20 protein-coding genes and 1 tRNA gene are annotated in these 21,828 nt (G+C 60.3%); 15 read left to right on the top strand and 6 right to left on the bottom strand.

The annotated features are described in order from the left end of the window. Positions 1 to 3: 3 nt before the first annotated feature. Both PspS34_RS00715 and PspS34_RS00720 read right to left on the bottom strand, forming a co-directional pair. Complete coding sequence (locus tag PspS34_RS00715) at positions 4 to 285, bottom strand: type II toxin-antitoxin system RelE/ParE family toxin (protein WP_102672451.1); 282 nt, start codon at positions 283 to 285, stop codon at positions 4 to 6. Further along, entirely contained in the window at positions 282 to 560 is a 279-nt protein-coding gene (locus PspS34_RS00720; protein WP_150812085.1) for an antitoxin of toxin-antitoxin stability system, read from the bottom strand. The genes PspS34_RS00715 and PspS34_RS00720 overlap by 4 nt, the downstream gene beginning before the upstream one ends. 199 nt (positions 561 to 759) lie before the next feature. On the opposite strand from PspS34_RS00720, the gene PspS34_RS00725 reads away from it, so the two are divergent. The 7 genes from PspS34_RS00725 to PspS34_RS00755 all read left to right on the top strand — a co-directional run bounded on the left by PspS34_RS00725 (position 760) and on the right by PspS34_RS00755 (position 8,312). Next, a complete protein-coding gene (locus tag PspS34_RS00725) occupies positions 760 to 1,188 on the top strand; it encodes a MarR family transcriptional regulator (RefSeq protein WP_046040691.1) in 429 nt (142 codons plus the stop codon). Further along, positions 1,185 to 3,257 (top strand): FUSC family protein, encoded by a 2,073-nt coding sequence (locus tag PspS34_RS00730; protein WP_154861298.1) that lies wholly within the window; start codon positions 1,185 to 1,187, stop codon positions 3,255 to 3,257. The genes PspS34_RS00725 and PspS34_RS00730 overlap by 4 nt, the downstream gene beginning before the upstream one ends. Further along, entirely contained in the window at positions 3,254 to 3,463 is a 210-nt protein-coding gene (locus PspS34_RS00735; RefSeq protein ID WP_007987399.1) for a DUF1656 domain-containing protein, read from the top strand. The genes PspS34_RS00730 and PspS34_RS00735 overlap by 4 nt, the downstream gene beginning before the upstream one ends. Then, positions 3,460 to 4,347, top strand: a complete 888-nt coding sequence (locus tag PspS34_RS00740) for an HlyD family secretion protein (RefSeq protein ID WP_154861297.1) — start codon at positions 3,460 to 3,462, stop codon at positions 4,345 to 4,347. Before PspS34_RS00735 ends, PspS34_RS00740 begins: the two co-directional genes overlap by 4 nt. Beyond that, on the top strand, positions 4,344 to 5,792 hold the full coding sequence (locus PspS34_RS00745; protein WP_154861296.1) for an efflux transporter outer membrane subunit: 1,449 nt from the start codon (positions 4,344 to 4,346) through the stop codon (positions 5,790 to 5,792). The genes PspS34_RS00740 and PspS34_RS00745 overlap by 4 nt, the downstream gene beginning before the upstream one ends. A 94-nt stretch (positions 5,793 to 5,886) precedes the next feature. Then, positions 5,887 to 6,522, top strand: a complete 636-nt coding sequence (locus PspS34_RS00750) for an NADH:ubiquinone oxidoreductase subunit N (protein WP_159389492.1) — start codon at positions 5,887 to 5,889, stop codon at positions 6,520 to 6,522. A gap of 284 nt (positions 6,523 to 6,806) precedes the next feature. Further along, a complete protein-coding gene (locus PspS34_RS00755; RefSeq protein ID WP_154861295.1) occupies positions 6,807 to 8,312 on the top strand; it encodes a YdgA family protein in 1,506 nt (501 codons plus the stop codon). 72 nt (positions 8,313 to 8,384) lie between these two features. On the opposite strand, the gene PspS34_RS00760 is transcribed toward PspS34_RS00755, so the two are convergent. After that, entirely contained in the window at positions 8,385 to 9,914 is a 1,530-nt protein-coding gene (locus tag PspS34_RS00760; protein WP_154861294.1) for an FAD-dependent oxidoreductase, read from the bottom strand. Positions 9,915 to 10,053: 139 nt separating this feature from the next. Between PspS34_RS00760 and PspS34_RS00765 the strand changes: the two genes are divergently transcribed. The 5 genes from PspS34_RS00765 to PspS34_RS00785 all read left to right on the top strand — a co-directional run bounded on the left by PspS34_RS00765 (position 10,054) and on the right by PspS34_RS00785 (position 14,250). After that, complete coding sequence (locus PspS34_RS00765; protein ID WP_154861293.1) at positions 10,054 to 10,614, top strand: YbhB/YbcL family Raf kinase inhibitor-like protein; 561 nt, start codon at positions 10,054 to 10,056, stop codon at positions 10,612 to 10,614. A gap of 36 nt (positions 10,615 to 10,650) precedes the next feature. Beyond that, positions 10,651 to 10,941: a hypothetical protein gene (locus PspS34_RS00770; RefSeq protein WP_223508440.1), complete on the top strand. Its 291-nt coding sequence runs from the start codon at positions 10,651 to 10,653 to the stop codon at positions 10,939 to 10,941. Between the two features lie 219 nt (positions 10,942 to 11,160). Next, complete coding sequence (locus PspS34_RS00775; protein ID WP_154861292.1) at positions 11,161 to 12,573, top strand: CHASE2 domain-containing protein; 1,413 nt, start codon at positions 11,161 to 11,163, stop codon at positions 12,571 to 12,573. Beyond that, entirely contained in the window at positions 12,533 to 12,898 is a 366-nt protein-coding gene (locus PspS34_RS00780; RefSeq protein ID WP_154861291.1) for a hypothetical protein, read from the top strand. The genes PspS34_RS00775 and PspS34_RS00780 overlap by 41 nt, the downstream gene beginning before the upstream one ends. Next, positions 12,898 to 14,250, top strand: coding sequence for a M48 family metalloprotease (locus PspS34_RS00785; protein ID WP_223508439.1), 1,353 nt, complete (start codon positions 12,898 to 12,900; stop codon positions 14,248 to 14,250). The genes PspS34_RS00780 and PspS34_RS00785 overlap by 1 nt, the downstream gene beginning before the upstream one ends. Positions 14,251 to 14,381: 131 nt before the next feature. Here PspS34_RS00785 and PspS34_RS00790 read toward each other — a convergent pair. Next, positions 14,382 to 14,458: transfer RNA gene (locus tag PspS34_RS00790), tRNA-Arg, on the bottom strand. A gap of 348 nt (positions 14,459 to 14,806) precedes the next feature. On the opposite strand from PspS34_RS00790, the gene gabD reads away from it, so the two are divergent. From gabD to PspS34_RS00805, 3 genes are all read left to right on the top strand, one after another. Beyond that, positions 14,807 to 16,249, top strand: coding sequence for an NADP-dependent succinate-semialdehyde dehydrogenase (gabD, locus tag PspS34_RS00795; RefSeq protein WP_154861288.1), 1,443 nt, complete (start codon positions 14,807 to 14,809; stop codon positions 16,247 to 16,249). Positions 16,250 to 16,433: 184 nt separating this feature from the next. Beyond that, the gene (gene gabT, locus PspS34_RS00800) at positions 16,434 to 17,711 is read left to right on the top strand and encodes a 4-aminobutyrate--2-oxoglutarate transaminase (RefSeq protein ID WP_057712519.1); all 1,278 of its coding nucleotides are present in this window, start codon (positions 16,434 to 16,436) and stop codon (positions 17,709 to 17,711) included. A 135-nt stretch (positions 17,712 to 17,846) separates the two neighbouring features. Beyond that, positions 17,847 to 19,061: a response regulator gene (locus tag PspS34_RS00805; protein ID WP_150812075.1), complete on the top strand. Its 1,215-nt coding sequence runs from the start codon at positions 17,847 to 17,849 to the stop codon at positions 19,059 to 19,061. 189 nt (positions 19,062 to 19,250) lie between these two features. Here PspS34_RS00805 and PspS34_RS00810 read toward each other — a convergent pair whose 3' ends face one another. Beyond that, positions 19,251 to 20,240, bottom strand: a complete 990-nt coding sequence (locus tag PspS34_RS00810; protein ID WP_154861286.1) for a sensor domain-containing diguanylate cyclase — start codon at positions 20,238 to 20,240, stop codon at positions 19,251 to 19,253. Positions 20,241 to 20,513: 273 nt separating this feature from the next. After that, complete coding sequence (desA, locus tag PspS34_RS00815) at positions 20,514 to 21,698, bottom strand: delta-9 fatty acid desaturase DesA (protein ID WP_154861285.1); 1,185 nt, start codon at positions 21,696 to 21,698, stop codon at positions 20,514 to 20,516. Between the last annotated feature and the right edge of the window lie 130 nt (positions 21,699 to 21,828).

The raw sequence follows: 21,828 nt of genomic DNA on the forward strand, positions 1-21,828 counted from the left end.
TCGTCATCGTCCGGGCGGCCACTGCCGGGATGTATGGACCAGGGCGAGTATCCAGATGGCGTCCAGTCCCTGCTCATAAACAATGCGGTAACTCTGATGTGGCGTCAGCTCGCGAGTGCCTGAAATGATCCCGGCAGGGCCGATTTCCGGGTATTTGGCAAGCCGGGATAGCGCATTGCTGAACCGGTTGTCCATGTCGATGGCTGCTTTTGGGTTAACGGCATGCAGGTAATCCCAAATGTCTGCACGGTCCTGTGCTGCTTCTTTCGTCCATATTATTTTCATTCCTGTAGCTCGGCCCGCCTGCGCCTGGCAGCGAACTCTGCCTCAATTTCATCATTTGTCAGCCCGTCGCCGGCGCGCATCGAAGCGCGTGCGGTGTCGACCTTACGCTGCAGGAATGCTTCGTACTCGCGAGCCTCCCGTTGGGTTTGAACAAACTGACGCATCATTTCCCGGACGATTTGCGAGGCGGGGCGATGAGCGGCTTCTGCCTCTGCCATGAACTGCTCGCGCAGTTCAGACTCAAGTTTCATTGTAAAAACGGCTTGTTTCGACATGGCTGCCTTCTCGGTTGTCGTGCTGACAAAGTATATACATCTTAAGTACGGTGGCTTGTTCACCCCATATGGCTTCGCGACGGATGGAAGCCAATATGTTTCAAAACTTGACGAAAAATCCCTTCCAATGCGATATTGATAGTTAGCAAACTAACAGTGTGTGTTTTCCCTCGTGCCGAATAACCTCGACATCCTCCAGATGAACATCAGCAGTGCCATGGTGGTGGCCGCCAGGCACTGGCGCAAAATCTGCCAGACCACGTTGGCCAACTATGGAATCTCCGAAGCCTGCGCCGTTCCGTTGTTGATGATCGGGCGGCTGGGCGAGGGTGTGCGTCAGGTAACGGTGGCCCAGGCGGCAGGGATGGAGAGCCCGTCGCTGGTGCGCTTGCTCGATCAGTTGTGCCATGGCGGCTACGTCTGCCGCACCGAAGATGCACAGGACCGCCGCGCCAAATGCCTGAGCCTGACCGAAACCGGTCGGGAGCTGGTGCAGGCGGTCGAAGTGGAACTGGTGCGCTTGCGCCACGAAGTCCTTGAAGGCATTGACCAGAGTGATCTGGAAGCTACGCTGCGGGTACTGAGAGCATTTGAAGCGGCCACGCCGCCATCGGTGGCCAACTCTTGAGCGGATTTTTCTCTGGCATGCCCCCGGCGCGGGACTGGTTCTACGGAGTCCGCACCTTCGCCGCATCGATGATCGCGCTGTACATCGCCCTGCTCATGCAAATGCCGCGTCCGTATTGGGCGATGGCTACGGTGTACATCGTTTCCAGTCCGTTTCTCGGTCCTACCAGTTCCAAGGCGCTGTACCGGGCGGTCGGCACCTTTATCGGCGCAGCTGCGGCGGTTTTGTTCGTGCCGATGTTCGTGCAGAGCCCCTACGTGCTGGTGGTGGTGATTGCGCTGTGGACCGGGACGCTGCTGTTTCTGTCCCTGCATTTGCGCACGGCCAACAACTACGCCTTGATGCTCGCCGGTTACACCTTGCCGCTGATCGCCCTGCCGGTGGTGAACAACCCGCTGGGGGTGTGGGACGTGGCCGAAGCGCGGACCGAAGAAATCTTTCTGGGCATCGCCGTGGCGGCAGTGGTCGGTGCCATGTTCTGGCCCCGGCGCCTGGCGCCGGTGTTCAATGATTCGGTGAGTAAATGGTTTACCGATGCATCGACCTACAGCCTGCGCTTCCTCAGCCGCAACGTGCAGCCTGAAGAGGTCAGCGCGTTGCGGGCATCGATGGTTGCTACCTTCAACTCCCTGGAGTTGATGATCGGCCAGTTGCCCCACGAAGGCTCGCGTCCGCAGACGGTGCGCAACACCAAGGAATTGCGCGGACGGATGATTCACCTGCTGCCAGTGATCGATGCCCTCGACGATGCGCTTTACGCCCTGGAACGGCGCACCCCCGAGCTTGTGGACAAGTTCGCGCCATTGCTGACGGCCACCACCGAGTGGCTCGCGCACAAGGAGGCCGATCTCGACCGCTGGCAGGCACTGAAGGATAAACTCGAGGCCCTGCAACCGGCTCCCGAAGCGCTGGATGACCGCAAGCAGCTGCTGTTCTCCAACGCCATTTACCGTCTCGGCGAGTGGATCGATTTGTGGCAGGACTGCCGCAGCCTGCAGTACGCCATCCAGTGCGAAAGCCAGGACAACTGGCGAGCGGTGTATCGGCATTGGCGGCTGGGGCGGCTGTCCCCGTTTCTGGATCGCGGCCTGATGTTTTATTCCGCTGCTTCCACCGTCACCGCGATTATCGTCGCTTCGCTGCTGTGGATTCTGCTCGGCTGGACCGATGGCGGCAGCGCAGTGATCCTGGCGGCGGTGGCGTGTAGTTTCTTTGCCTCGATGGACGACCCCGCGCCGCAGATTTACCGGTTCTTTTTCTGGACGGCGATGTCGGTGGTGTTCGCCAGCCTTTATCTGTTTCTGGTGCTGCCCAACCTGCATGACTTTCCGATGCTGGTACTGGCGTTTGCCGTGCCGTTCATTTGTGTCGGCACCCTGACGGTCAAGCCGCAGTTTTACCTGGGCATGCTGCTGACCCTGGTCAACACCTCGTCCTTCATCAGCATTCAGGGCGCTTACGACGCGGACTTCCTCAGTTTCGCCAACTCCAACCTGGCCGGCCCCATGGGGTTGCTGTTCGCGTTCATCTGGACCCTGATCGCCCGGCCGTTCGGTGCCGAACTGGCAGCCAAGCGCCTGACGCGTTTCAGCTGGCGTGACATTGTCGGCCTTGCCGAGCCGGCCACGTTGTCTGAGCATCGGCTTCTGGGCATACGGATGCTCGATCGGCTGATGCAGCACCTGCCGCGCCTGGCCATGACCGGCCAGGACTCCGGCGTGGCGCTGCGGGAAGTGCGGGTGGCGCTGAATCTGTTGGACCTGCTCGCTTATACGCCGCGGGTCCTTGGTGTGCCGCAGGTGCTGCTGCGCCAGGTGGTGGCCGAGGTTGGCGAGTACTTCAAGGCCTGTCTCAAGGCCGGTGAGCGCTTGCAGGCACCGAGCCCGTTGCTGATGACCCTCGACCGCACGCGTCGCGCCCTCAGCGGTGCCGGCGATGATGAAACCCGTCGGCATCTGCTGCACGCCCTGAGCGGCCTGCGCCTGGCACTGTTGCCCGGCGTCGAATTCGTCGGTTCCGCCGAGCCCGAAGAGCCGCTTCCCCATGGCATTGATGGAGCACCCTTATGATCGGTGACCTGGATCTGAGCGGGGTGTTCCTGCCTACGCTGCTGGTGCTGATGGGCATTACGTATGTGTTGTACCTGTTGGTGCACGGGGTGCTGACGCGCCTGCACTTTTACCGTCTGGTCTGGCACCGGGCATTGTTCAACGTGGCCCTCTACGCCTTGCTGCTTGGCGCCGTGGACTCACTCAGTCGATACCTGATGACATGAAAAAACCGTTTCTAACCCTGGGTCGCGTGGTGCTGACCCTGCTGATCGTGAGCTTCGCCGTGGTCGTGGTCTGGCGCATGGTGATGTATTACATGTTCGCGCCCTGGACCCGCGATGGGCACATCCGCGCCGACATCGTGCAAATCGCGCCGGATGTCTCCGGGCTGATCCAGCAAGTGGAGGTGCGCGACAATCAGTTGGTCAAGCGCGGCCAGGTGCTGTTCAGTATCGATCCGGACCGCTTCAAGCTGGCCCTGCGCCAAGCGAAAGCGGCAGTCGCCGACCGTGAAGAAACCCTGGCCCAGGCCCAGCGCGAGGCCAAGCGGAACAAGGGTCTTGGCAACCTGGTGCCGGGTGAGCAACTGGAAGAAAGCCAGTCGAAAGTGGCCCGCGCCCAAGTGGCGTTGATGGAAGCCCAGGTGGCGGTGGACAGCGCGCAGCTCAACCTCGACCGCTCGGTGATTCGCAGCCCGGTGGACGGCTACGTCAACGACCGCGCGCCACGGCCCCAGGAGTTCGTCAGCGCCGGGCGGCCCGTGTTGTCGGTGGTCGACAGCAACTCGTTCCACATCGACGGCTATTTCGAAGAAACCAAACTGAACGGCATTCATATCGGGCAGAGCGTCGACATCCGGGTGATCGGCGACAATGCACGCCTGCGCGGGCATGTGGAGAGCATCGTCGCCGGTATCGAAGACCGCGACCGCACCAGCGGCAATAACCTGCTGCCCAACGTCAACCCGGCCTTCAGCTGGGTGCGGCTGGCCCAGCGGATTCCGGTGCGAATAGCCTTCGATGACGTGCCGGACGACTTCCGCATGATCGCCGGGCGCACCGCCACGGTATCGATCATCGACGATCGGCAACGGGAGCCGGCGCAATGAGCAAGGCCTCGGGTTTGGCGGTCGCCGGATTGGGTTTGCTGCTGTCGGCGTGTCAGATGGTCGGGCCGGATTATCATCTGCCCGAAGAGGCGGCTGTCCATCGTCCAGACTTCCAGGGCGATCTGGCGGTCGACGGCAAAACGGTGGTTTCCGCACCGGTGCCGGCCGATTGGTGGCGCCTGTACAAGGACCCGCGGCTCGACCAGTTGGTGCAGCAGGCCATGGCCTCCAACACCGATTTGCGTGTGGCGGCGGCCAGCCTGTCGCGGTCTCGTGCGCAGGTTGATGAGGCCGAAGCGGCGGGCGGCTGGAGCGGCGGCGTGCAGATGGGCGCCCAGCGCTTGCAGGAGTCTGGCCAGGCATTCCTGCTGCCGGAAAAAGTGCCGGTGGCCAACATCGGCGATATCGGCATCAGCGCGTCGTACCAGTTCGACCTGTTCGGCACCTTGCAACGCGGTATCGAAGCGGCCAAGGCCAATGCCGATGCGACACAGGCAGCTGCCGATACTGCACGCATCACCGTGGTGGCCGACGTGGTTCGCGCCTACACCCAGGTGTGCGCGGCCAATGAAGAGCGGGAAATTGCCCAGCATTCCCTCGACCTGCAAGCCCAGAGCACCACGCTGATCCAGCGCTTGCGCGATGCCGGGCGTGGCGACGAAACCCAGGTCACCCGCTCGCAGACCCAATTCAAATCCCTGCGCGCCGACATGCCGCGCTATGAAGCGTCGCGTCAGGCCGGGCTGTACCGCTTGTCGATGTTGCTGGCCAAGCCGGTGGACCAACTGCCGGCCGGCACCGCCACCTGCGACGAGCTGCCAAAAATCGCGCAACTGGTACCGGTGGGCGATGGCGCCACGTTGCTCAAGCGTCGTCCCGATGTGCGGCAGGCCGAGCGGCGACTGGCGGCCGCGACGGCCGGTATCGGCGTCGCCACGGGCGAGCTGTATCCGAACATCAGCATCGGCGCGACCATCGGTACCGTCGGTATCCTGGACGATCTCGGCGACCCGTCTACCAACCGCTGGGGCTTCGGTCCGTCGCTGACCTGGAACGTGCCGACCAACGGCGCCCGGGCGCGCATCCGCGAAGCCGAAGCGGTGACCCAGGCGACCCTGGCGCATTTCGACGGGGTGGTGCTCAACGCCATTCGCGAGACCCAGACCGGTCTTGCCCAGTACACGGCATTGCTGCAACGCCGCGATGCACTGGCCGATGCCGAGCAATCGGCAAAACTGGCGGCCGACCAGACCCACCGCTTCTTCCAGGCCGGCCGCGCCTCGTTCCTGGCCGACCTGCAAGCCACCCGCACCTACATCGACGTCACGGCGCAGCTGGCGGCCGCTAACACCCAGGTTGCCGCCAGCCAGATCGATTTGTTCCTCGCCTTGGGCGGCGGTTGGGAAAGCGGACGAACGCAAGCGTCGAACTCCGGCAAACCCTGAGGCCGTTGCTATGCTTTGAAGTGTTGGAGGGGCGCCCCGTGCAAAAGCGCCCTTTCTTCGCACAAGGCTCGCGCAGGTCAGGGGGAAACCAATAATGAAAAACCCTTATGCTCTCGGCTTCTGGTGCGCCATCGTGGCGTTGGTGCTGCTGTCGGCCACCTATTTCTACGGCATCATGCTGGCCCACCAGATCGACAAGGCTATGGCGTTCCTCGACAGTGCCGCCGCGCTGATTGCCGTGATGTCCATTGCGGTGGTGGCCTGGGCCTCGGTCCAGAATCAACGCATCAAGAAAAGACAACTCGAACAGGGCAAGACCCTGGTCCTCATCTGGGACACCAAGGTGGCGTTGCGTCGTGTCGAAACGGTGTTCGACTGCTATTTCTGGGGCAGTTACTGGCAACCGGGGCGCACCTTTCAGGAAGTCATGGGCGAATTGACCGGCACGCCGCTGGAAAAAAGCCTCGAGAGCCTGAAAAAACAGTGCCTGGCGCTGGACCGGCAGGTGGCTGACGACGGTCGGCACTGGCTCAGCAATGCCCGCGAACTGGCCGATGTCGCCACGGCCATGGCCCGCGAACGCTATCAACTGGACGTCTGCGACCCGCGCGCGGAAGTGACGGGCGGGGCGGTGATCAACCGTGACTTCGAAGTGCTGGTGTACACCTGGACTGCGCGGCTCAAAAGCTTTGATCATCAGTTGGATGAGATTGAAGTCCAGTATTCCTGAGATATCGATATTGGCTGTACCTACGCCTTCGCGAGCAAGCCCGCTCCCACATTGGAATGCATTCTCATGTGGGAGCGGGCTTGCTCGCGAAGGCGATTGCATAGGCACAAATAATCCCCAACCCTGTGAACAACCCCAAGACACTCTTTCACCTTTAATCATTGGGCCGTTCGTCGCCCCTGGTGCTAATCTCCATTCCACTTTCAGCACAGTCGAGCCGCAACCCGTCATGGGTTCAGGGAAGACGACCTCACTTTCAACAACGGACACTGAACGGGTCATACATGAATAAATCAGCAGGCGTGCTACTGGGAATTGTTGTCGCAATCGGTGCCATCAGCGCAGGCGGGGCCTGGTTCACCAGCACCAGGATCGAAGGTGTGCTGAACACCTCGATTGCCGATGCCAACAAGGAACTGCAGGCGGCGATGGTTGGTTCCAACGGCACGGCGTCGCTGGAGCTGGTGTCGCTGGAGCGTCATGTGTTCAGCAGCACCGCGCACTATCGCCTCAAGGGCGAAGGCGAAATGTTCGGCGAAGCGCCGGTTGAGTTGCTGTTTGTCGATCACATCGAACACGGCCCGTTGCCGTTCTCGCGCCTGATGTCGCTCAAGTGGCTGCCGGTCCTGGCGACCAGTCACTACGAGCTGGAAAAGACCCCGTTCACCGAGAAGTGGTTTGCCGCCGCCAAGGACAAGTCCCCGCTGACCGGCGTGGTCAATATCGGCTATGACAACGCTACCAATGGCACCTTCGAGTTGCAGCCGCTGGAAATGGCACTGGATGACAAGTCGAGCATGAAGTTCTCCGGCTTGAAAATGGACGTCGACGCCAGCGCCAAGGCGCAGAAGGTCAAGGCCAACGGCTACATGGACAGCCTGAAGGTGACCACCGTGTCCGAAGACCAGACGCCGGTGCAGGTTGAATTCAATGGCCTGACCCTGGCCAGCAACCTGACAAAAAGTACCTACGGTTTCTACACCGGCGAAAACGTCGTTGAACTGGTTAGCGGCAAATCGACTTTTGGCGTCAAGCAGTCGGTGCTGGACTTCAAGAAATTCGAAATGAAGAACCTGACTGAAGAAAAGGGCAGCAACGTCTCCGGGCGTGCCGACTACAAGGTCGGCGAAGTGTCCCTGAACGGCAAGACCATTGGTTCCGGTGCGCTGGCCATGAGCCTGAAGAACCTCGACATTCCGGCGACCCTGTCGTTGATGCAGGTTTACCAGAGCAAACTGCAGCCGTATGAAAGGGCGGTGGCCGAAGCAACGGCAGCCGGTCTGCCGGCACCGGAGCTGAAACTGACCGAAGCCGAAGAGGCGCTGCTCAAGTCCAGCCTGGAAAAACTGCTGGCGGCCGGACCACAAGTGGCCCTGGAAAACCTGTCGTTCAACACCGCCAACGGTGAGAGCCGCGCCAACATGGTGCTCGACCTGACCAAGCCACAAGCTATCGATCTGCCGACCGATCAGTTGGTCAGACAGCTGATCGCGCTGCTGGACTTCAAGCTGCAAGTGTCCAAACCCATGCTGATCGATTTGCTCACCGTGCAATCGCAAATCGACGGTCAGACCGACGCCAAGCTGATTGCCGATCAGGCCACCGCCACCGCGGACATGTTCAGCAGCATGGCGGTCGGCAGCCAACTGGCAAAACTGGACGGCAATAACATCGTCACCAACCTGCGTTACGCCAACAATCAGGTGGACTTCAACGGCCAGAAAATGACCGTCGAAGAGTTTGCCGGTTTTGTGATGAGCAAGTTTGCGGATGCTGGCGCCACCGAATAACGGCGGCCGTTTACCCCGCAACGCCCGGCCTCTGCATCGCGCAGGCGCCGGGCGTTTTGCTGTCTGGCAACTCTAGGGAACGTCACGGATCAGGCGCCATGCCTCTTCCCATGGCAGCGGTTGTTTCATCCGCTCGGCGAGCATCGCCATTGCCCGGTCCATCTCGCAGGCTACCGCCGCCGACACCACGCCGTTTTTTCCGAACAGGCCTATGAACGGCGGGTTGTAAGGGTCGCCCTTGAACTCGACTTCGTCCCAGGCCTCGGAGTGGCCGAGGTAGTCATAGGTTTTACCGAAATGCCAGGTCCAGAAAAACGGCACGTCGAGGTAATGCTCGTCACCGCCCAGCATATTGGCCGCGGCGATCCGCGCCTGTTGTTGGGCCAGTCGCCAGTGTTCGATGCGCAGGTATTGGTTGTTCAGCGGGAACGTTGCGATATCGCCAGCCGCCCAGAGACCGTCGGCCACGCGCATTGCGCCATCGACATGCAGCGAGTGATCCTGCTCCTTCGGTAACCCGGTAAAGGCCGCCGTGGCTGGCGTCACGCCGATGCCGACCAGCACCAGATCGGCCGCCAGGCGTTGGTCGTTGTCCAGGCGCACGGCTTCGACCTTGTCCGTCCCTTCGATCTGTACCGCATTGCCCTGGGTATGAAACACGACGCCATGGGCTTCATGTCGTGCGCGAATGGCCTTGCCGACCGTGTCGCCGAACTGTTTGGCAAGCGGCACCTCGTGGCGGGCCAGTACGGTCACGTGCAGGCCAAGCTGGCGCAGGGACGAGGCGGATTCCATGGCAATGAAGCTGTCGCCGATGATCACCACCTGCTGGCCGGCGCTGGCGCTGTCCAGAATCTGCTGCGCATGGGCTTTGGAGCGCAGGACGAACACTTGCGGCAGGTCGGCGCCGGGCAGCGTCAGCGGGTTGGGCACGCCGCCGGTGGCCAGCAGCGCGGCGTCGTATGTCAGTGATTGGCCGTCAGTCAGCCGCAGCGTCCGGTTTTGCGCGTCCAGGCTTGCCACTTCGCCTCGCAGGCGCTCGATCCGTTGCTCGCGGTAAAAATCCTCATCGCGTAGCGGCGGGACTTCGTGCAGCGGCATCTCCCCGGCGATCACGTATTTGCTTAGCGCCGTGCGGTCGTATCCGGCATCGGCTTCGCGGTCGATCAACAGTAACCGGCCGCCGAAACCTTTCTCGCGCAAACACGCCGCCGCCGCTGTGCCTGCCGCGCCAGCGCCGACAATGATGAAGGTTCGTGGATCGTCGGCCGGTGGCGCGTGGGCGTCCGGCATCGGCTGGTCGCCGACCCAGATGTCGCCGTCACGGACTTCAAGGGGATAGCGCTTGAGGCTGTCCAGGGCTGGCGGTTCGCACAGCCCGCCATCCTCGACCCGAAACTGCGCCTTGTGCCATGGACACGTCAGGCGCCCGTGGCATATCGCGCCGTCCGCCAGCGGGGCTCCGGCATGCGGGCATTCGGCCTGATACGCGCGCAGTTGTTCGCCGGCCCGCAACAGCAGAATCTTGCTGTCCTGGACCTGCACTTCCAGACCCCGGTCTTCGGGCACATTGGCGACACGCGCAACGCGATGCAGAGTCATGATTGCTCTCCAGACAGACGTTTCACTTATGAGTCTGGTACTTATCGCGAGGTTCAGCCAATTGCCCCTGCCACGGCGTGAACGGTGCGGCTATAGTTTGCACGCCGACGACGGCCCAACACGTACAAGGTGCTCCGGTATGCCCCGATTGACCTCAATGAACCCTTGGCTCGCGGCCTTGGCAGTCGCCCTTTGCGTGCAGTTCCCGGCGCAGGCCCAGGAACGTTTCACCCTGAACATTCCTGGAGTCTCCGATGATCGCCTGTTCACATCGGCCGCCGCCAGCGACTCCGCGGGCTGTGGCGGGCATAACATTTCCCCGGCATTGAACTGGAACGCCGGCCCGGCAGCCACCCAAAGCTACGCCATCGTCATGCACGACCCTGACGGCCAGCAGGGCCAGGGCATCGATCAGTGGGTGCATTACGGCATCAAGGCCGGCACCCACCAGATCCCGGCCGGTGCCGGGAGCAAACCCGGCCTCGAGGGCGTCGCCGGTACCAACAGCAAGGCAACCACCGGCTATGTCGGCCCTTGCCCGCCCGTTGGCGACAGCGCGCACCACTACATCATCCAGATCTACGCCCTGGACCTGCCCCCGGACGCCTTGCCCGCCGGCCTGACCCGCGCGCAGCTGCTGGAAAAAATCAGAGGCCACGTCCTGAAAAACAGCAGCGTGGTGCGGCGCTATCACCGCTAAAGGCTGATCGCCCCAGCGGATTTGCAGAAAACTGAAGTGCGCGGCATTCCGGGGATTTGGCATCCACCCCCGAAAGCGCGCACTATCAGTGCTATAGCCGATGCGTTGGAGGATGCCGTGGCAAAAAAGATCGACCGCATCGCCCAAATGCTCAACTGCCCGCAAAAGGGTGAAGAACTGCGGCGAGCGATTACCGAGAGTCGCAAGGATTTTCTGCTGAATCAGCCGGAAGAGGATGTTGTTGAAGACGACGACCTTGAAGAGGAGTTTTTCGAGGACGACGAGGACGATGATGAGTACGACGAATTCGACTGGACTACAGAATGAAAAAAAACCGCTTCGGCGGTTTTTTTTGCTTCGCAAAAAAGCCTCGGGCCTTGGGAACTGGGGCGTTCTCCTGTCTAAACAGTTTGCCCATGTGGGCCTAACCGCCGACAACGTCCGCCACCTGACTGGAGGCAAAACTATTTAATTAAATGTACATCGCACAAATCATTTAGATATCCTTGATCGGAAAGTGGCCTAGTGACATCACGGAGCGATGAAGTGTTCAGGGTTTTGGATGACGGTTTTGAAAAGCTCCGCAAGTGGCCGCTGGCTCGTATAGGGCTTTATTTGATGCTTGGCTACTGGGGCTTGTTCTGTGATCCGTTTGGTCTGTCCTCCGCCGCTGACAAGGCTCTGTCGGATCAACTCGGGCGATTTCGGGCATTCAGCCATCCTGTCGCGCCCGCACCGGTAACGGTCGTCGCGATTGATTACCCCAGCATCGCCGGGTTGCACAATGATGGAAAGGGTTGGCTGGAGGCCAATGACTGGCCCCTGACCTACGCCGATCATGGCCGCATTCTGCGTGACCTCGCCCTGCCCAAAAGCGGCGAGCCGGCTCCGGCGGCCATCTTCTACGACATCTTCTTTGAACGCCCTCGCACCACGAGTGGCGACTTGCAGCAGCTTGGCCGTGTTCTGGAGCGTTTGGACGCAAACCAGGTGGCCTCGAGGATTCATTTGGCCGGGGGAGGGAGTTTTGTGCCGATGTCTCCACAGGCTCGCGAGCAGTTGCAGTCTGCCTCGCTGGCAGTCTCTGCGTGGGACGGGGTAGGCGATCTCTATCCGCTGAAGGCGCCTCTGGGCACGGCGACCACCGCTGAACCCGTGGCGACGGCGGCTGGCGCGCTCTACCAGGATCTGTGCAAGGCGCGCGCCGAAGATTGTCGCTGGGCCGAGGCGGCAAGCCTGCCAGAGCTCTCCATTCAGTGGGCTATGACTTCGCGGGACGATTGCAGGGCCGAGCACGCGAGTGCGTTGCGCGATGTGATTTCGATTCTTTGGCGTCTCGCCGGTCTCTCGACGGCAGCCGAAAACCCGACAGCCGCGTGCATGCCGGTCCATCAGGTTCGACTGTCGCAGTTGTACGGCGAGCACCCGGTAAGTCTAAGGCCGCCTCGACTCAAGCCCGGTGAACCCTTCGTGGTATTGGTGGGGAACGTCATGCCCAGCCTGAACGACTACGTACAGTCGCCATTGTATGGCCAGGTGGCTGGCGTATACCTGCACGCCAATGCATTGGCAAACCTGGACGAAAGGGGAGAGCACTACATACATCAGAGCGATTCCCAAATTGCCAACTTTCTATTCCTGTTGGTGATGATTCTGATGTGTATGCACTTGCAGGGCACCCTTGGCTGGCAAGTCCAGACACGCAAATCCAGCGCCGCCGAGAAAGATTCATTTGTCTTTAAGATCATGAAGACATTGGGTTTTACCGCACTCAACACATTGGTAGTCGCGGTCGGCTACTACCTGTTCTACCTGGCGAACATGGCTCCCGACGGTTGGCTGGCGCTGGCGGCTTTCATGCCTTTCCTGTGGGAAGTCGTCTTGGCCGGTGAGCAGAATTACTCTAAGGATGGACCTGATGAAAAAGCGTTTCTCAATCCAGCTGTTGCTACTTGCTAGCCTGAATATTGTTTCGGCTTCGGCAGATACGTTGCAGATCCAGGCAATTCCCCATCCCGAACTCATCGAAGTTGAAGCCGCCAAGGGTGGCGAGTATCGGTTGGTGTCGGAGCTGGGCAAACTGACTTACCCACTGGCGGCCAAGTCAGTGGAAGGCAACCGCCTGGAGTTTCGCCAGGGCGCTGCTGCCTGGAAGGTTTCGCGTGCCGATGTGGAGTTGGTGAACGAAAAACTGGTGGTCGATGCCTGTAGCACCATACCTGTGACCCTGGCTGGCGATGCGAAATCTGCAAGCGTCAAGGGAGCGGGCGAAGGATGCAAATGATGAGACTGGGTGCCTGTCTGTTCGCATTTGCACTGGCGGCGCTGTCCGGTTGCGCTGTCGACCCGAAGTACAGTGCATTCAAGCCGTTGGAGGGCGCCGATCGCAAAGTCAACATTGATGATGTGCGGCTGTTGCGGCAGATGGATCGCACGCCAGTCCTGGATCCTGCGCTGATCCAATATGTGCAGGGTATCCGCCAGCGCCTTGAAGGTGCTTGGGCGGTGCCGTGCGACTGCGTGGTGGTCGTGGACTCGTTCAGCGGGTACGAGGCCTATTCTCTCTCGGCTACAACCATCGTGGTGTCGGCCGGGCTGATAGCCCAGGCCAGTTCAGAAGATGAGGTTGCAGCGGTCATCGCCCACGAGCTTGGGCATGTCTATCAAGGTGATACCACCAAGGGCGGCCTGCAACAGACTGCATTGGACATGACCAAGCTGGGCGCCTGGGCAGCTGGAGCCGGTGGTTATAGCCTGCTCTTCGGCGAGACCGTCGATGACATGACCAAGGGCCTAGTCTATCGGCACTGGAACCAGGAGCAGGAAATTGCGGCAGACCATTTTTCCGCGCAGTTGCTGGTGAAAGCCGGGTATTCGCTCGATGGTCTTAAAATGGCTGTACGCCGTCTCGGCAAATACAGTGAAGGTGCGCTGGTGGCGCACGCCCCGCAAACAACCCGTTGTGTGACGGGTAAGGGTGGTAATTACCAGATCAATCTGAAGGGCTGTAGCAAGGAACTGAGCCATGTGGACGAGAGTATCTACCAGCCGTCCGAACAGCGGCTGGAACCGATCGTGAAACTCACCGCCAGCCTGCCGCCAGAGCAGCGCCGTCGCCGGCCGGCGGGGCCGCTACCGGATTTCACTTCGGCGGACTATCTGTTCCGACTGAACGATCTGGTTTCCAGCAATCGCGAACAGCTCAAGGTGAATCTGGCTCGCATCGAGGCGCAGCCCTTGCCGACGACCCTGCAGGGCAATGTTGCAGTCACCAACAAACTGGCGGTGGCTTACTCCATCGCTGGCGACTCGGCGCGTGCGGCATCCTATTTGCGCACCAGCCTGCAAAGTGCCGGGCGTACAGCCTGGACATTCAACATGCTGTTCAAGGAAGTCGATCGTAGTGGTGACCAGAAGCAGGTCATGAAGGCCATTGAAGACTCGCATCTGGAGGTGGGCTACATGGCACAGCTATTACCTGTGGAGTACTACCTGACCAAGCGTCATGGACTGCAGGTATACGAATTGATCGCTTATGGCCGCTGCGTTTCCAACGTGGTCGATGATGTGGCCACCTACAACACCTGCGCTAAATTCGAGAAGCTGGCAAAGCAGTATGGCGGTGCGAACTGGTGATGCCAGTTGTTCCAAGGCTGTGCACAAATATCTGGAAGGATGGAAAAACACAAAAGCCCGCAATTTGCGGGCTTTTCAGTGATGATTTCAGCGATGTGTATGCATGCGAAATCATTGAAGGAGTCTTGAAATGGTGCACCAGGCGGGATTCGAACCCACGACCCCTGCCTTCGGAGGGCAGTACTCTATCCAGCTGAGCTACTGGTGCAGCGGGCGCCATGATACTCATATGCGTTGAAGGCGTCCATGCTGCTGAATCGCCTGTGTTTTTTGAAGCTGTAACGCGCGGTTGCTACGTTGATCAGAAAAAATGGGCAAAAGCGTCGTTTTCGTTCTTTTTTTCGAACAGGCTATTGTCCTTTACCCCCTTTGATCCTAGGATTCGTTTGAGATTTCAAACGCTCTTGTCTGGGTGCTGAACCGCACGAGTTCAATCAGTGCGCTATTTATGTGCTTCAGCCCGGTGAATGATTTCCCTGACGGCAGCCTATCGAGGCGCCTTTCTACAATCATAATTTGCTCCGCATTCTTTGCGGTGCTGTTAAGGAAAGCCGACATGCAGCTTAAAGACACCCAGTTGTTCCGCCAGCAAGCCTTCATCGATGGCGCGTGGGTCGATGCGGACAATGGTCAGACGATCAAGGTCAACAACCCGGCAACGGGCGAAATTCTGGGCACCGTGCCGAAAATGGGCGCTGCCGAAACCCGCCGTGCGATCGAAGCTGCTGACAAAGCGCTGCCGGCCTGGCGTGCACTGACCGCCAAAGAACGTGCGACCAAGCTGCGTCGCTGGTACGAGCTGATCATCGAGAACCAGGAAGACCTGGCGCGCCTGATGACCCTGGAACAAGGCAAGCCATTGGCCGAAGCCAAGGGCGAAATCGTTTACGCCGCTTCCTTTATCGAGTGGTTCGCCGAAGAAGCCAAGCGCATCTACGGTGACGTGATTCCGGGCCACCAGCCAGACAAGCGCCTGATCGTGATCAAGCAGCCAATCGGCGTGACCGCTGCGATCACCCCGTGGAACTTCCCGGCCGCGATGATCACCCGTAAAGCCGGTCCAGCCCTGGCCGCCGGTTGCACCATGGTGCTCAAACCTGCTTCGCAAACTCCGTTCTCTGCATTCGCCCTGGCCGAACTGGCCCAGCGTGCCGGAATCCCGGCTGGCGTGTTCAGCGTTGTTTCCGGCAGCGCCGGCGACATCGGCAGCGAGCTGACCAGCAACCCGATCGTGCGCAAGCTGTCCTTCACCGGTTCGACCGAAATCGGTCGTCAACTGATGTCGGAATGCGCCAAGGACATCAAGAAAGTGTCCCTGGAGCTGGGTGGCAACGCGCCGTTCATCGTGTTCGACGACGCGGACCTGGATAAGGCCGTCGAAGGCGCGATCATTTCCAAGTATCGCAACAACGGTCAGACCTGCGTCTGCGCCAACCGCCTGTACATTCAGGATTCGGTCTACGACGCGTTCGCCGAGAAGCTGAAAGTGGCTGTTGCCAAGCTCAAGATCGGCAACGGTCTGGAAGACGGCACTACCACTGGCCCGCTGATCGACGAAAAAGCCGTGGCCAAGGTGCAAGAGCACATCGCTGACGCCGTTTCCAAAGGCGCCACCGTGCTGTCCGGCGGCAAGTCGATGGAAGGCAACTTCTTCGAGCCGACCATCCTGACCAACGTGCCGAATAACGCTGCCGTGGCCAAGGAAGAAACCTTCGGTCCATTGGCTCCGCTGTTCCGCTTCAAAGACGAAGCCGATGTGATCGCGATGTCCAACGACACCGAGTTCGGTCTGGCCTCGTACTTCTATGCTCGTGATCTGGGCCGTGTGTTCCGTGTGGCTGAAGCCCTGGAATACGGCATGGTCGGCGTCAACACCGGGTTGATCTCCAACGAAGTCGCGCCGTTCGGCGGCATCAAGGCCTCGGGCCTGGGCCGTGAAGGCTCCAAGTACGGCATCGAAGATTACCTGGAAATCAAATACCTCTGCCTGGGCATCTAACCCCGGAAGAGCATTGCTTCAAGCGCAAAGGGCACGAGAGCGCTGTCCCTTTGCGCCGCTTCAAACCGGAATTTTCTCGGTGGCCGGGAACGCAGTGGCAGTCGATCATCGCATGCTGCCGCCGTTGCTCCCCGTCGCTTTATCCTTGAACCACGCCGCCCGATGAGCGGTGAATGAGGAATGTATGAGCAAGACTAACGCTTCTTTGATGGCCCGCCGTACCGCTGCTGTTCCACGTGGTGTTGGCCAGATTCACCCGATCTTCGCCGATTCCGCGAAGAACGCGACCGTAACCGACGTTGAAGGTCGTGAATTCATCGACTTCGCCGGCGGTATCGCCGTGCTGAACACTGGCCACGTGCACCCGAAAGTCATCGCCGCCGTGACCGAGCAGCTGAACAAGCTGACCCACACCTGCTTCCAGGTACTGGCCTACGAGCCGTACGTGGAAGTGTGCGAAAAAATCAACGCCAAGGTGCCAGGTGATTTCGCCAAGAAAACCCTGCTGGTGACCACCGGTTCCGAAGCCGTTGAAAACTCCATCAAGATCGCCCGTGCCGCCACTGGCCGCGCCGGCGTGATCGCCTTCACCGGCGCTTACCACGGTCGCACCATGATGACCCTGGGCCTGACCGGTAAAGTCGTGCCTTACTCGGCCGGCATGGGCCTGATGCCAGGCGGCATCTTCCGCGCGCTGTACCCGAACGAACTGCACGGCGTGAGCATCGACGATTCGATCGCTTCCATCGAACGCATCTTCAAGAACGACGCCGAGCCGAAAGACATCGCTGCGATCATCATCGAGCCGGTTCAGGGCGAAGGTGGTTTCTACGTCGCGCCGAAAGAATTCATGAAGCGTCTGCGTGCCCTGTGCGACCAGCACGGCATCCTGCTGATCGCTGACGAAGTACAGACTGGCGCTGGCCGTACCGGCACATTCTTCGCGATGGAACAGATGGGCGTTGCTGCCGACCTGACCACCTTCGCCAAATCCATCGCTGGCGGCTTCCCGCTGGCCGGTGTGTGCGGCAAGGCCGAATACATGGACGCCATTGCTCCAGGCGGCCTGGGCGGCACCTACGCCGGTAGCCCGATCGCTTGCGCCGCGGCCCTGGCCGTGATGGAAGTGTTCGAAGAAGAACACCTGCTGGATCGTTGCAAGGCTGTTGGCGAGCGTCTGGTAACCGGCCTGAAGGCCATCCAGGCCAAGTACCCGGTGATCGGTGAAGTCCGTGCCCTGGGCGCGATGATCGCGGTCGAGCTGTTCGAAAACGGCGACAGCCACAAGCCGAACGCTGCAGCCGTGGCGTCCGTTGTGGCCAAGGCTCGCGACAAGGGTCTGATCCTGCTGTCCTGCGGCACCTACGGTAACGTTCTGCGCGTCCTGGTACCGCTGACCTCGCCGGACGAGCAACTGGACAAAGGTCTGGCGATCATCGAAGAGTGCTTCTCCGAACTCTGATCCCCTGTGTGACCTGATCCACAAAAAACCCGCTTCGGCGGGTTTTTTCATGCCCCTTGAAACACATCCCGCCCATTAGCGCTGTATCGGATGGCCAGCATTGGCTAAGGTTTGCGCATTGCCAGGGAGAGCTGTATGACAACCGTCATTTTACCCGCCGTTCCAAGAGTCCTGATCGCCGAGGCCGACCCCTGGTCCCGGGATTTGCTTAAGGAAGTGTTGTTGAACGTACGCTGCGATGCGCGGCTGGATTTGTGCGCCGATGGTCAGCAAGCGCTGGAACTGTTGGCCGCCAACCCCTATGACCTGGTGATCGCCGACTGGGAGTTGCCCGGCGTCGATGGCCTTAACGTCCTGCGCAGCATCCGTCAGCGCAAACGCAATCCGCCGATGCCGTTCATTCTGATGAGCAGTCGCAACGACAGTGCCAGCGTGCGCGAGGCCTTGCCGCTGGCGCCGGCCGCGTACCTGACCAAACCCCTGAATATGAAAAGCCTGACCCATCGGTTGCAGGGAGTGCTGCTGAACGCTGGCGAAGAAGTCTCGTGCGAGGTGCCATCGCTGGCGCCGGGCATGACGTTGTCGGTGTTTCTGGAGCGTCGACGGGAATTGGCTGACGGTGCGCCGCTGATGACCGACGTGCAAGTGGCGGTCAAACGCAGCCTCAACCCCAATGGCCTCGATTTGACGGTGCTGGAAGACGAAATCCGCACCGATCCGCAGGTTACCGCTGTGCTGATCGCCGCTGCCAACAGCGCGGCCCAGCACCACGGCACCGCTGTGCAAACCCTGTCCCAGGCGCTGCATCGCCTGGGGACCGGGCAGAGCATGAACCTGATTCTCGGGTTGGCGCTCAAGCGCAGTGCCCGGCTCAGCGATCCGCAATTGGCCGACTATGCCGAGCGTTACTGGGATCTGTCCCTGCACACCGCCGAATACGCGAGAACCCTGGCGCGCTTGCTCGATCTGGATCAGGAGCGCTGCTATTGCGCCGGCATGTTGCATCGTCTCGGCGATCTGGCGTTGCTGCGGTGTTTGCAGGAATGGAAACAGGCCGGTGGCGAACTGGACGAGCAGGAGGAAGTGGGCGAAGCGCTGGTTGAATTTGGCGCGGCCTATGGCTCGGCCCTGCGCACGCGCTGGCGTCTGCCACTGGAGTTGCGCGAACTGATTGCGGCGGCCTATCAGCTCGGTGGCGGGGTTTACTCGCGCGAAGCACTGGTGATGAACATGGCGGCGCAGATGGCGCGCTTGACCGAGCATGAGGGCATCGAGGCGCTGGCGAAGAGCCGGACGGCGAGGTTGCTCAAGATCGGCCTGCCGGAGTTGATGCGTTTGCGCAAAAAGTAAGCACACCACCAACCCCTGTGGGAGCGAGCTTTTGTGGCGAGGGGGCTTGCCCCCGTTGGGCTGCGAAGCAGTCCTGCATTTGGTGTTCCAGCATTGTCAGGACAACCGCATTCGCTGGTTTACGGCTGCTGCGCAACCGAACGGGGGCAAGCCCCCTCGCCACAGGTATCCGGTGGTGCCAACGAAATCTCAGCCCGTCACAATCCGGTTCTTTCCCTCGCGCTTGGCCTGGTACATCGCGGCATCTGCCCGGGAAAACAGGTTTTCCACGTTTTCGTCCGCGGCGGTCAGGCTGGTCAGGCCCTGGCTGACGGTGATGCCGAACATCTGGCCCTCATGGTTGAAACTCAATTGCTGAATCTGCCGTTGCAGGCGTTCAGCCACTTGCAGGGCCATTTGCGGTGTACAGCCGGGAAACACCGCTGCAAACTCCTCACCGCCAATACGCCCGAACAGGTCGCCGCGACGCAACGCTGCGCGGCCGCTTTCGGCAATGCGCTGCAACACGTTGTCGCCTTCCTGGTGACCGTAGGTGTCGTTGATCGTCTTGAAGTTATCAATGTCCAGCATCAGAAACGACAGCGGCTCGCCCTGTTGCCGGGTGTGTGCGAACGCGCGGTGGGCGCATTCGAAGAAATGACGGCGGTTGCTGCTCTGGGTCAGCGCATCGATGGTGGCCAGGCGATGCAGCTCGGTTTCCATCTGCTTCTTGTCGGTGATGTCTTCGGCGATGCCGACGATGATCACCGGTTGCCCCGGCTCGGGCTGGCGGTTGATGTAGCATTTGTCGCTTAGCCAGCGCACCTGGCCGTCGGCGGCGATGACTCGATACTCGCGGTCTTCGACGGCGCCTTTGTCCAGTACTTCGGCAAGGCTGCGTTCGGCATAGTCCAGGTCGTCAGGGTGAATGCTGTCGCACCATTGATTGCCGTCGGCCAGCAGTAGATCGGCCGAACGGCCAAAGATCCGTTCATAGGCGGGGCTGACGTAAAGCACCTTGCGGGTTTCCCAATCGAATGCCCACAGCACTGCATTGACGCTCATCAGCAAGGTGCTGAACAACTGTTCGCGTTCGCTCAGGCGTGCGACTTCACGTTGGGCATGCATCAGCGCTATCAGGGGCTGCGCGGCCTCGGGCCAATGGGGCGGAGATGAGTCTTGCAGGTTTTTTGGGGCCATCGACACAAATCTCAAAGGGCATGCCGCGCGTTCGACAGCGGCCAACACCAAGCCCGCCGGGAATGGCGAAGTGTCTTTGAGATAGGGCTTTTGGGATGAAGTTCCCGCCTTGTGTGGCGAGGGAGCCTGCTCCCGCCGGGCGGTAGGGGAGACGGATTTTTGCAGTCACAAATCAATGTGGGAGCGGGCTTGCTCGCGAAGGCGGTGGGCCAGTCAATGAAGATGTCGACTGACTCACCGCCTTCGCGAGCAAGCCCGCTCCCACAGGTTGCTTCAGACGGCGGCAGGGCGCAGGGAGTAGGTCTTCAACTGATCGGCGAAGTCGCGCAGGGATTGAATCCCGCTGGCTTCGGCTTCGTGTACCCAGTCCTTGATGGCCGCCAGCATGTCGTGGCCATTTGAGCTGGTCTTGACCCAGATCTGTTGCAGGGCCAGGCGTTTCTCGTAAATTACCTTCAGCGCCTGACTGTGCTCGAGCATGTTCTGGATGCGTACATGGTGTTTTTCATCCAGCAGGCTGGTCTCCCGCGAAAGCAGGCGTTTGGCCCGGTGGAACTGGTGACGTACCGAGTGATCGACTTTTTCCAGCTCTTGCTTGACCAGCGGGCCGATCACCAATTTGCGGTACTGGGCCATGATCTGGAAGCGGTTGTTGAGGATCGCCATGGCGGTGTCCATGTCCAGGTTGCCCTTGCCTTCGACGCGGTGGGCAATCGGCGCAACCCGTTGAACCTTGGCCAGGCGCAGGAAGCTGAAGACTTGAATCCACGCCCAGCCCAGGTCGAACTCCCACTTCTTCACCGACAGTTTTGCCGAGTTAGGGTAGGTGTGATGGTTGTTATGCAGCTCTTCGCCGCCAATCAGGATGCCCCAAGGCACCAGATTGGTCGCCGCATCGCGGCATTCGAAGTTGCGGTAGCCGATGGCATGGCCCAGGCCATTGACCACGCCGGCGGCCCACACCGGGATCCACATCATCTGGATGGCCCAGATGGTGATGCCGATGGTGCCGAACAGCAGCAGGTCGATAACGCCCATGATCGCGATGCCCAGCAGCGGGAAGCGGCTGTAGAGGTTGCGCTCGATCCAGTCTTCGGGGCAGTTCTTGCCGTAGATGCGCAGCGTCTCGGGGTTTTCCGCTTCGGCGCGGTACAGCTCGGCGCCTTTGCGCAGCACCGTGGACAAACCCTTGATGACCGGGCTGTGCGGGTCATCGACGGTTTCGCATTTGGCGTGATGCTTGCGGTGGATGGCGGTCCATTCGCGGGTGTTCTGCGCCGTGGTCAGCCACAGCCAGAAACGGAAGAAATGCTTCAGGCCGGCATTCAGCTCCAGGGAGCGATGGGCCGAGTAACGATGCAGATAGACCGTGACGGCGATGATCGTGACGTGGGTCATCAGCAGGGTGACTGCTACCAGCGACCAGGGCGACAAGCCAAGAAAACCTTCGTACCACATAGGCTGTAGGGCCCTCGATAAAGAAAAAACAGCCGTTGCATTATCACTAAGCCCACACAGAAAACCAGTCACCCTTTCAGATAAGAGTGGCTGGATGTGTCTTTAAACTATAATTCCAACCTTTTTGTAG

The sequence above is a fragment of the Pseudomonas sp. S34 genome, from assembly GCF_009866745.1.
GTDB classification, from domain to species: domain Bacteria; phylum Pseudomonadota; class Gammaproteobacteria; order Pseudomonadales; family Pseudomonadaceae; genus Aquipseudomonas; species Aquipseudomonas jessenii.

Coding starts and splice junctions, on each gene's coding strand:
- PspS34_RS00755 (WP_154861295.1), top strand. CDS start 6,807: ATGAATAAATCAGCAGGCGTGCTACTGGGAATTGTTGTCGCAATCGGT.
- PspS34_RS00745 (WP_154861296.1), top strand. CDS start 4,344: ATGAGCAAGGCCTCGGGTTTGGCGGTCGCCGGATTGGGTTTGCTGCTG.
- gabD (WP_154861288.1), top strand. CDS start 14,807: ATGCAGCTTAAAGACACCCAGTTGTTCCGCCAGCAAGCCTTCATCGAT.
- PspS34_RS00735 (WP_007987399.1), top strand. CDS start 3,254: ATGATCGGTGACCTGGATCTGAGCGGGGTGTTCCTGCCTACGCTGCTG.
- PspS34_RS00725 (WP_046040691.1), top strand. CDS start 760: ATGAACATCAGCAGTGCCATGGTGGTGGCCGCCAGGCACTGGCGCAAA.
- PspS34_RS00785 (WP_223508439.1), top strand. CDS start 12,898: ATGAGACTGGGTGCCTGTCTGTTCGCATTTGCACTGGCGGCGCTGTCC.
- PspS34_RS00765 (WP_154861293.1), top strand. CDS start 10,054: ATGCCCCGATTGACCTCAATGAACCCTTGGCTCGCGGCCTTGGCAGTC.
- PspS34_RS00780 (WP_154861291.1), top strand. CDS start 12,533: ATGAAAAAGCGTTTCTCAATCCAGCTGTTGCTACTTGCTAGCCTGAAT.
- PspS34_RS00810 (WP_154861286.1), bottom strand. CDS start 20,240: ATGGCCCCAAAAAACCTGCAAGACTCATCTCCGCCCCATTGGCCCGAG.
- PspS34_RS00805 (WP_150812075.1), top strand. CDS start 17,847: ATGACAACCGTCATTTTACCCGCCGTTCCAAGAGTCCTGATCGCCGAG.
- gabT (WP_057712519.1), top strand. CDS start 16,434: ATGAGCAAGACTAACGCTTCTTTGATGGCCCGCCGTACCGCTGCTGTT.
- PspS34_RS00720 (WP_150812085.1), bottom strand. CDS start 560: ATGTCGAAACAAGCCGTTTTTACAATGAAACTTGAGTCTGAACTGCGC.
- PspS34_RS00715 (WP_102672451.1), bottom strand. CDS start 285: ATGAAAATAATATGGACGAAAGAAGCAGCACAGGACCGTGCAGACATT.
- PspS34_RS00740 (WP_154861297.1), top strand. CDS start 3,460: ATGAAAAAACCGTTTCTAACCCTGGGTCGCGTGGTGCTGACCCTGCTG.
- PspS34_RS00760 (WP_154861294.1), bottom strand. CDS start 9,914: ATGACTCTGCATCGCGTTGCGCGTGTCGCCAATGTGCCCGAAGACCGG.
- desA (WP_154861285.1), bottom strand. CDS start 21,698: ATGTGGTACGAAGGTTTTCTTGGCTTGTCGCCCTGGTCGCTGGTAGCA.
- PspS34_RS00750 (WP_159389492.1), top strand. CDS start 5,887: ATGAAAAACCCTTATGCTCTCGGCTTCTGGTGCGCCATCGTGGCGTTG.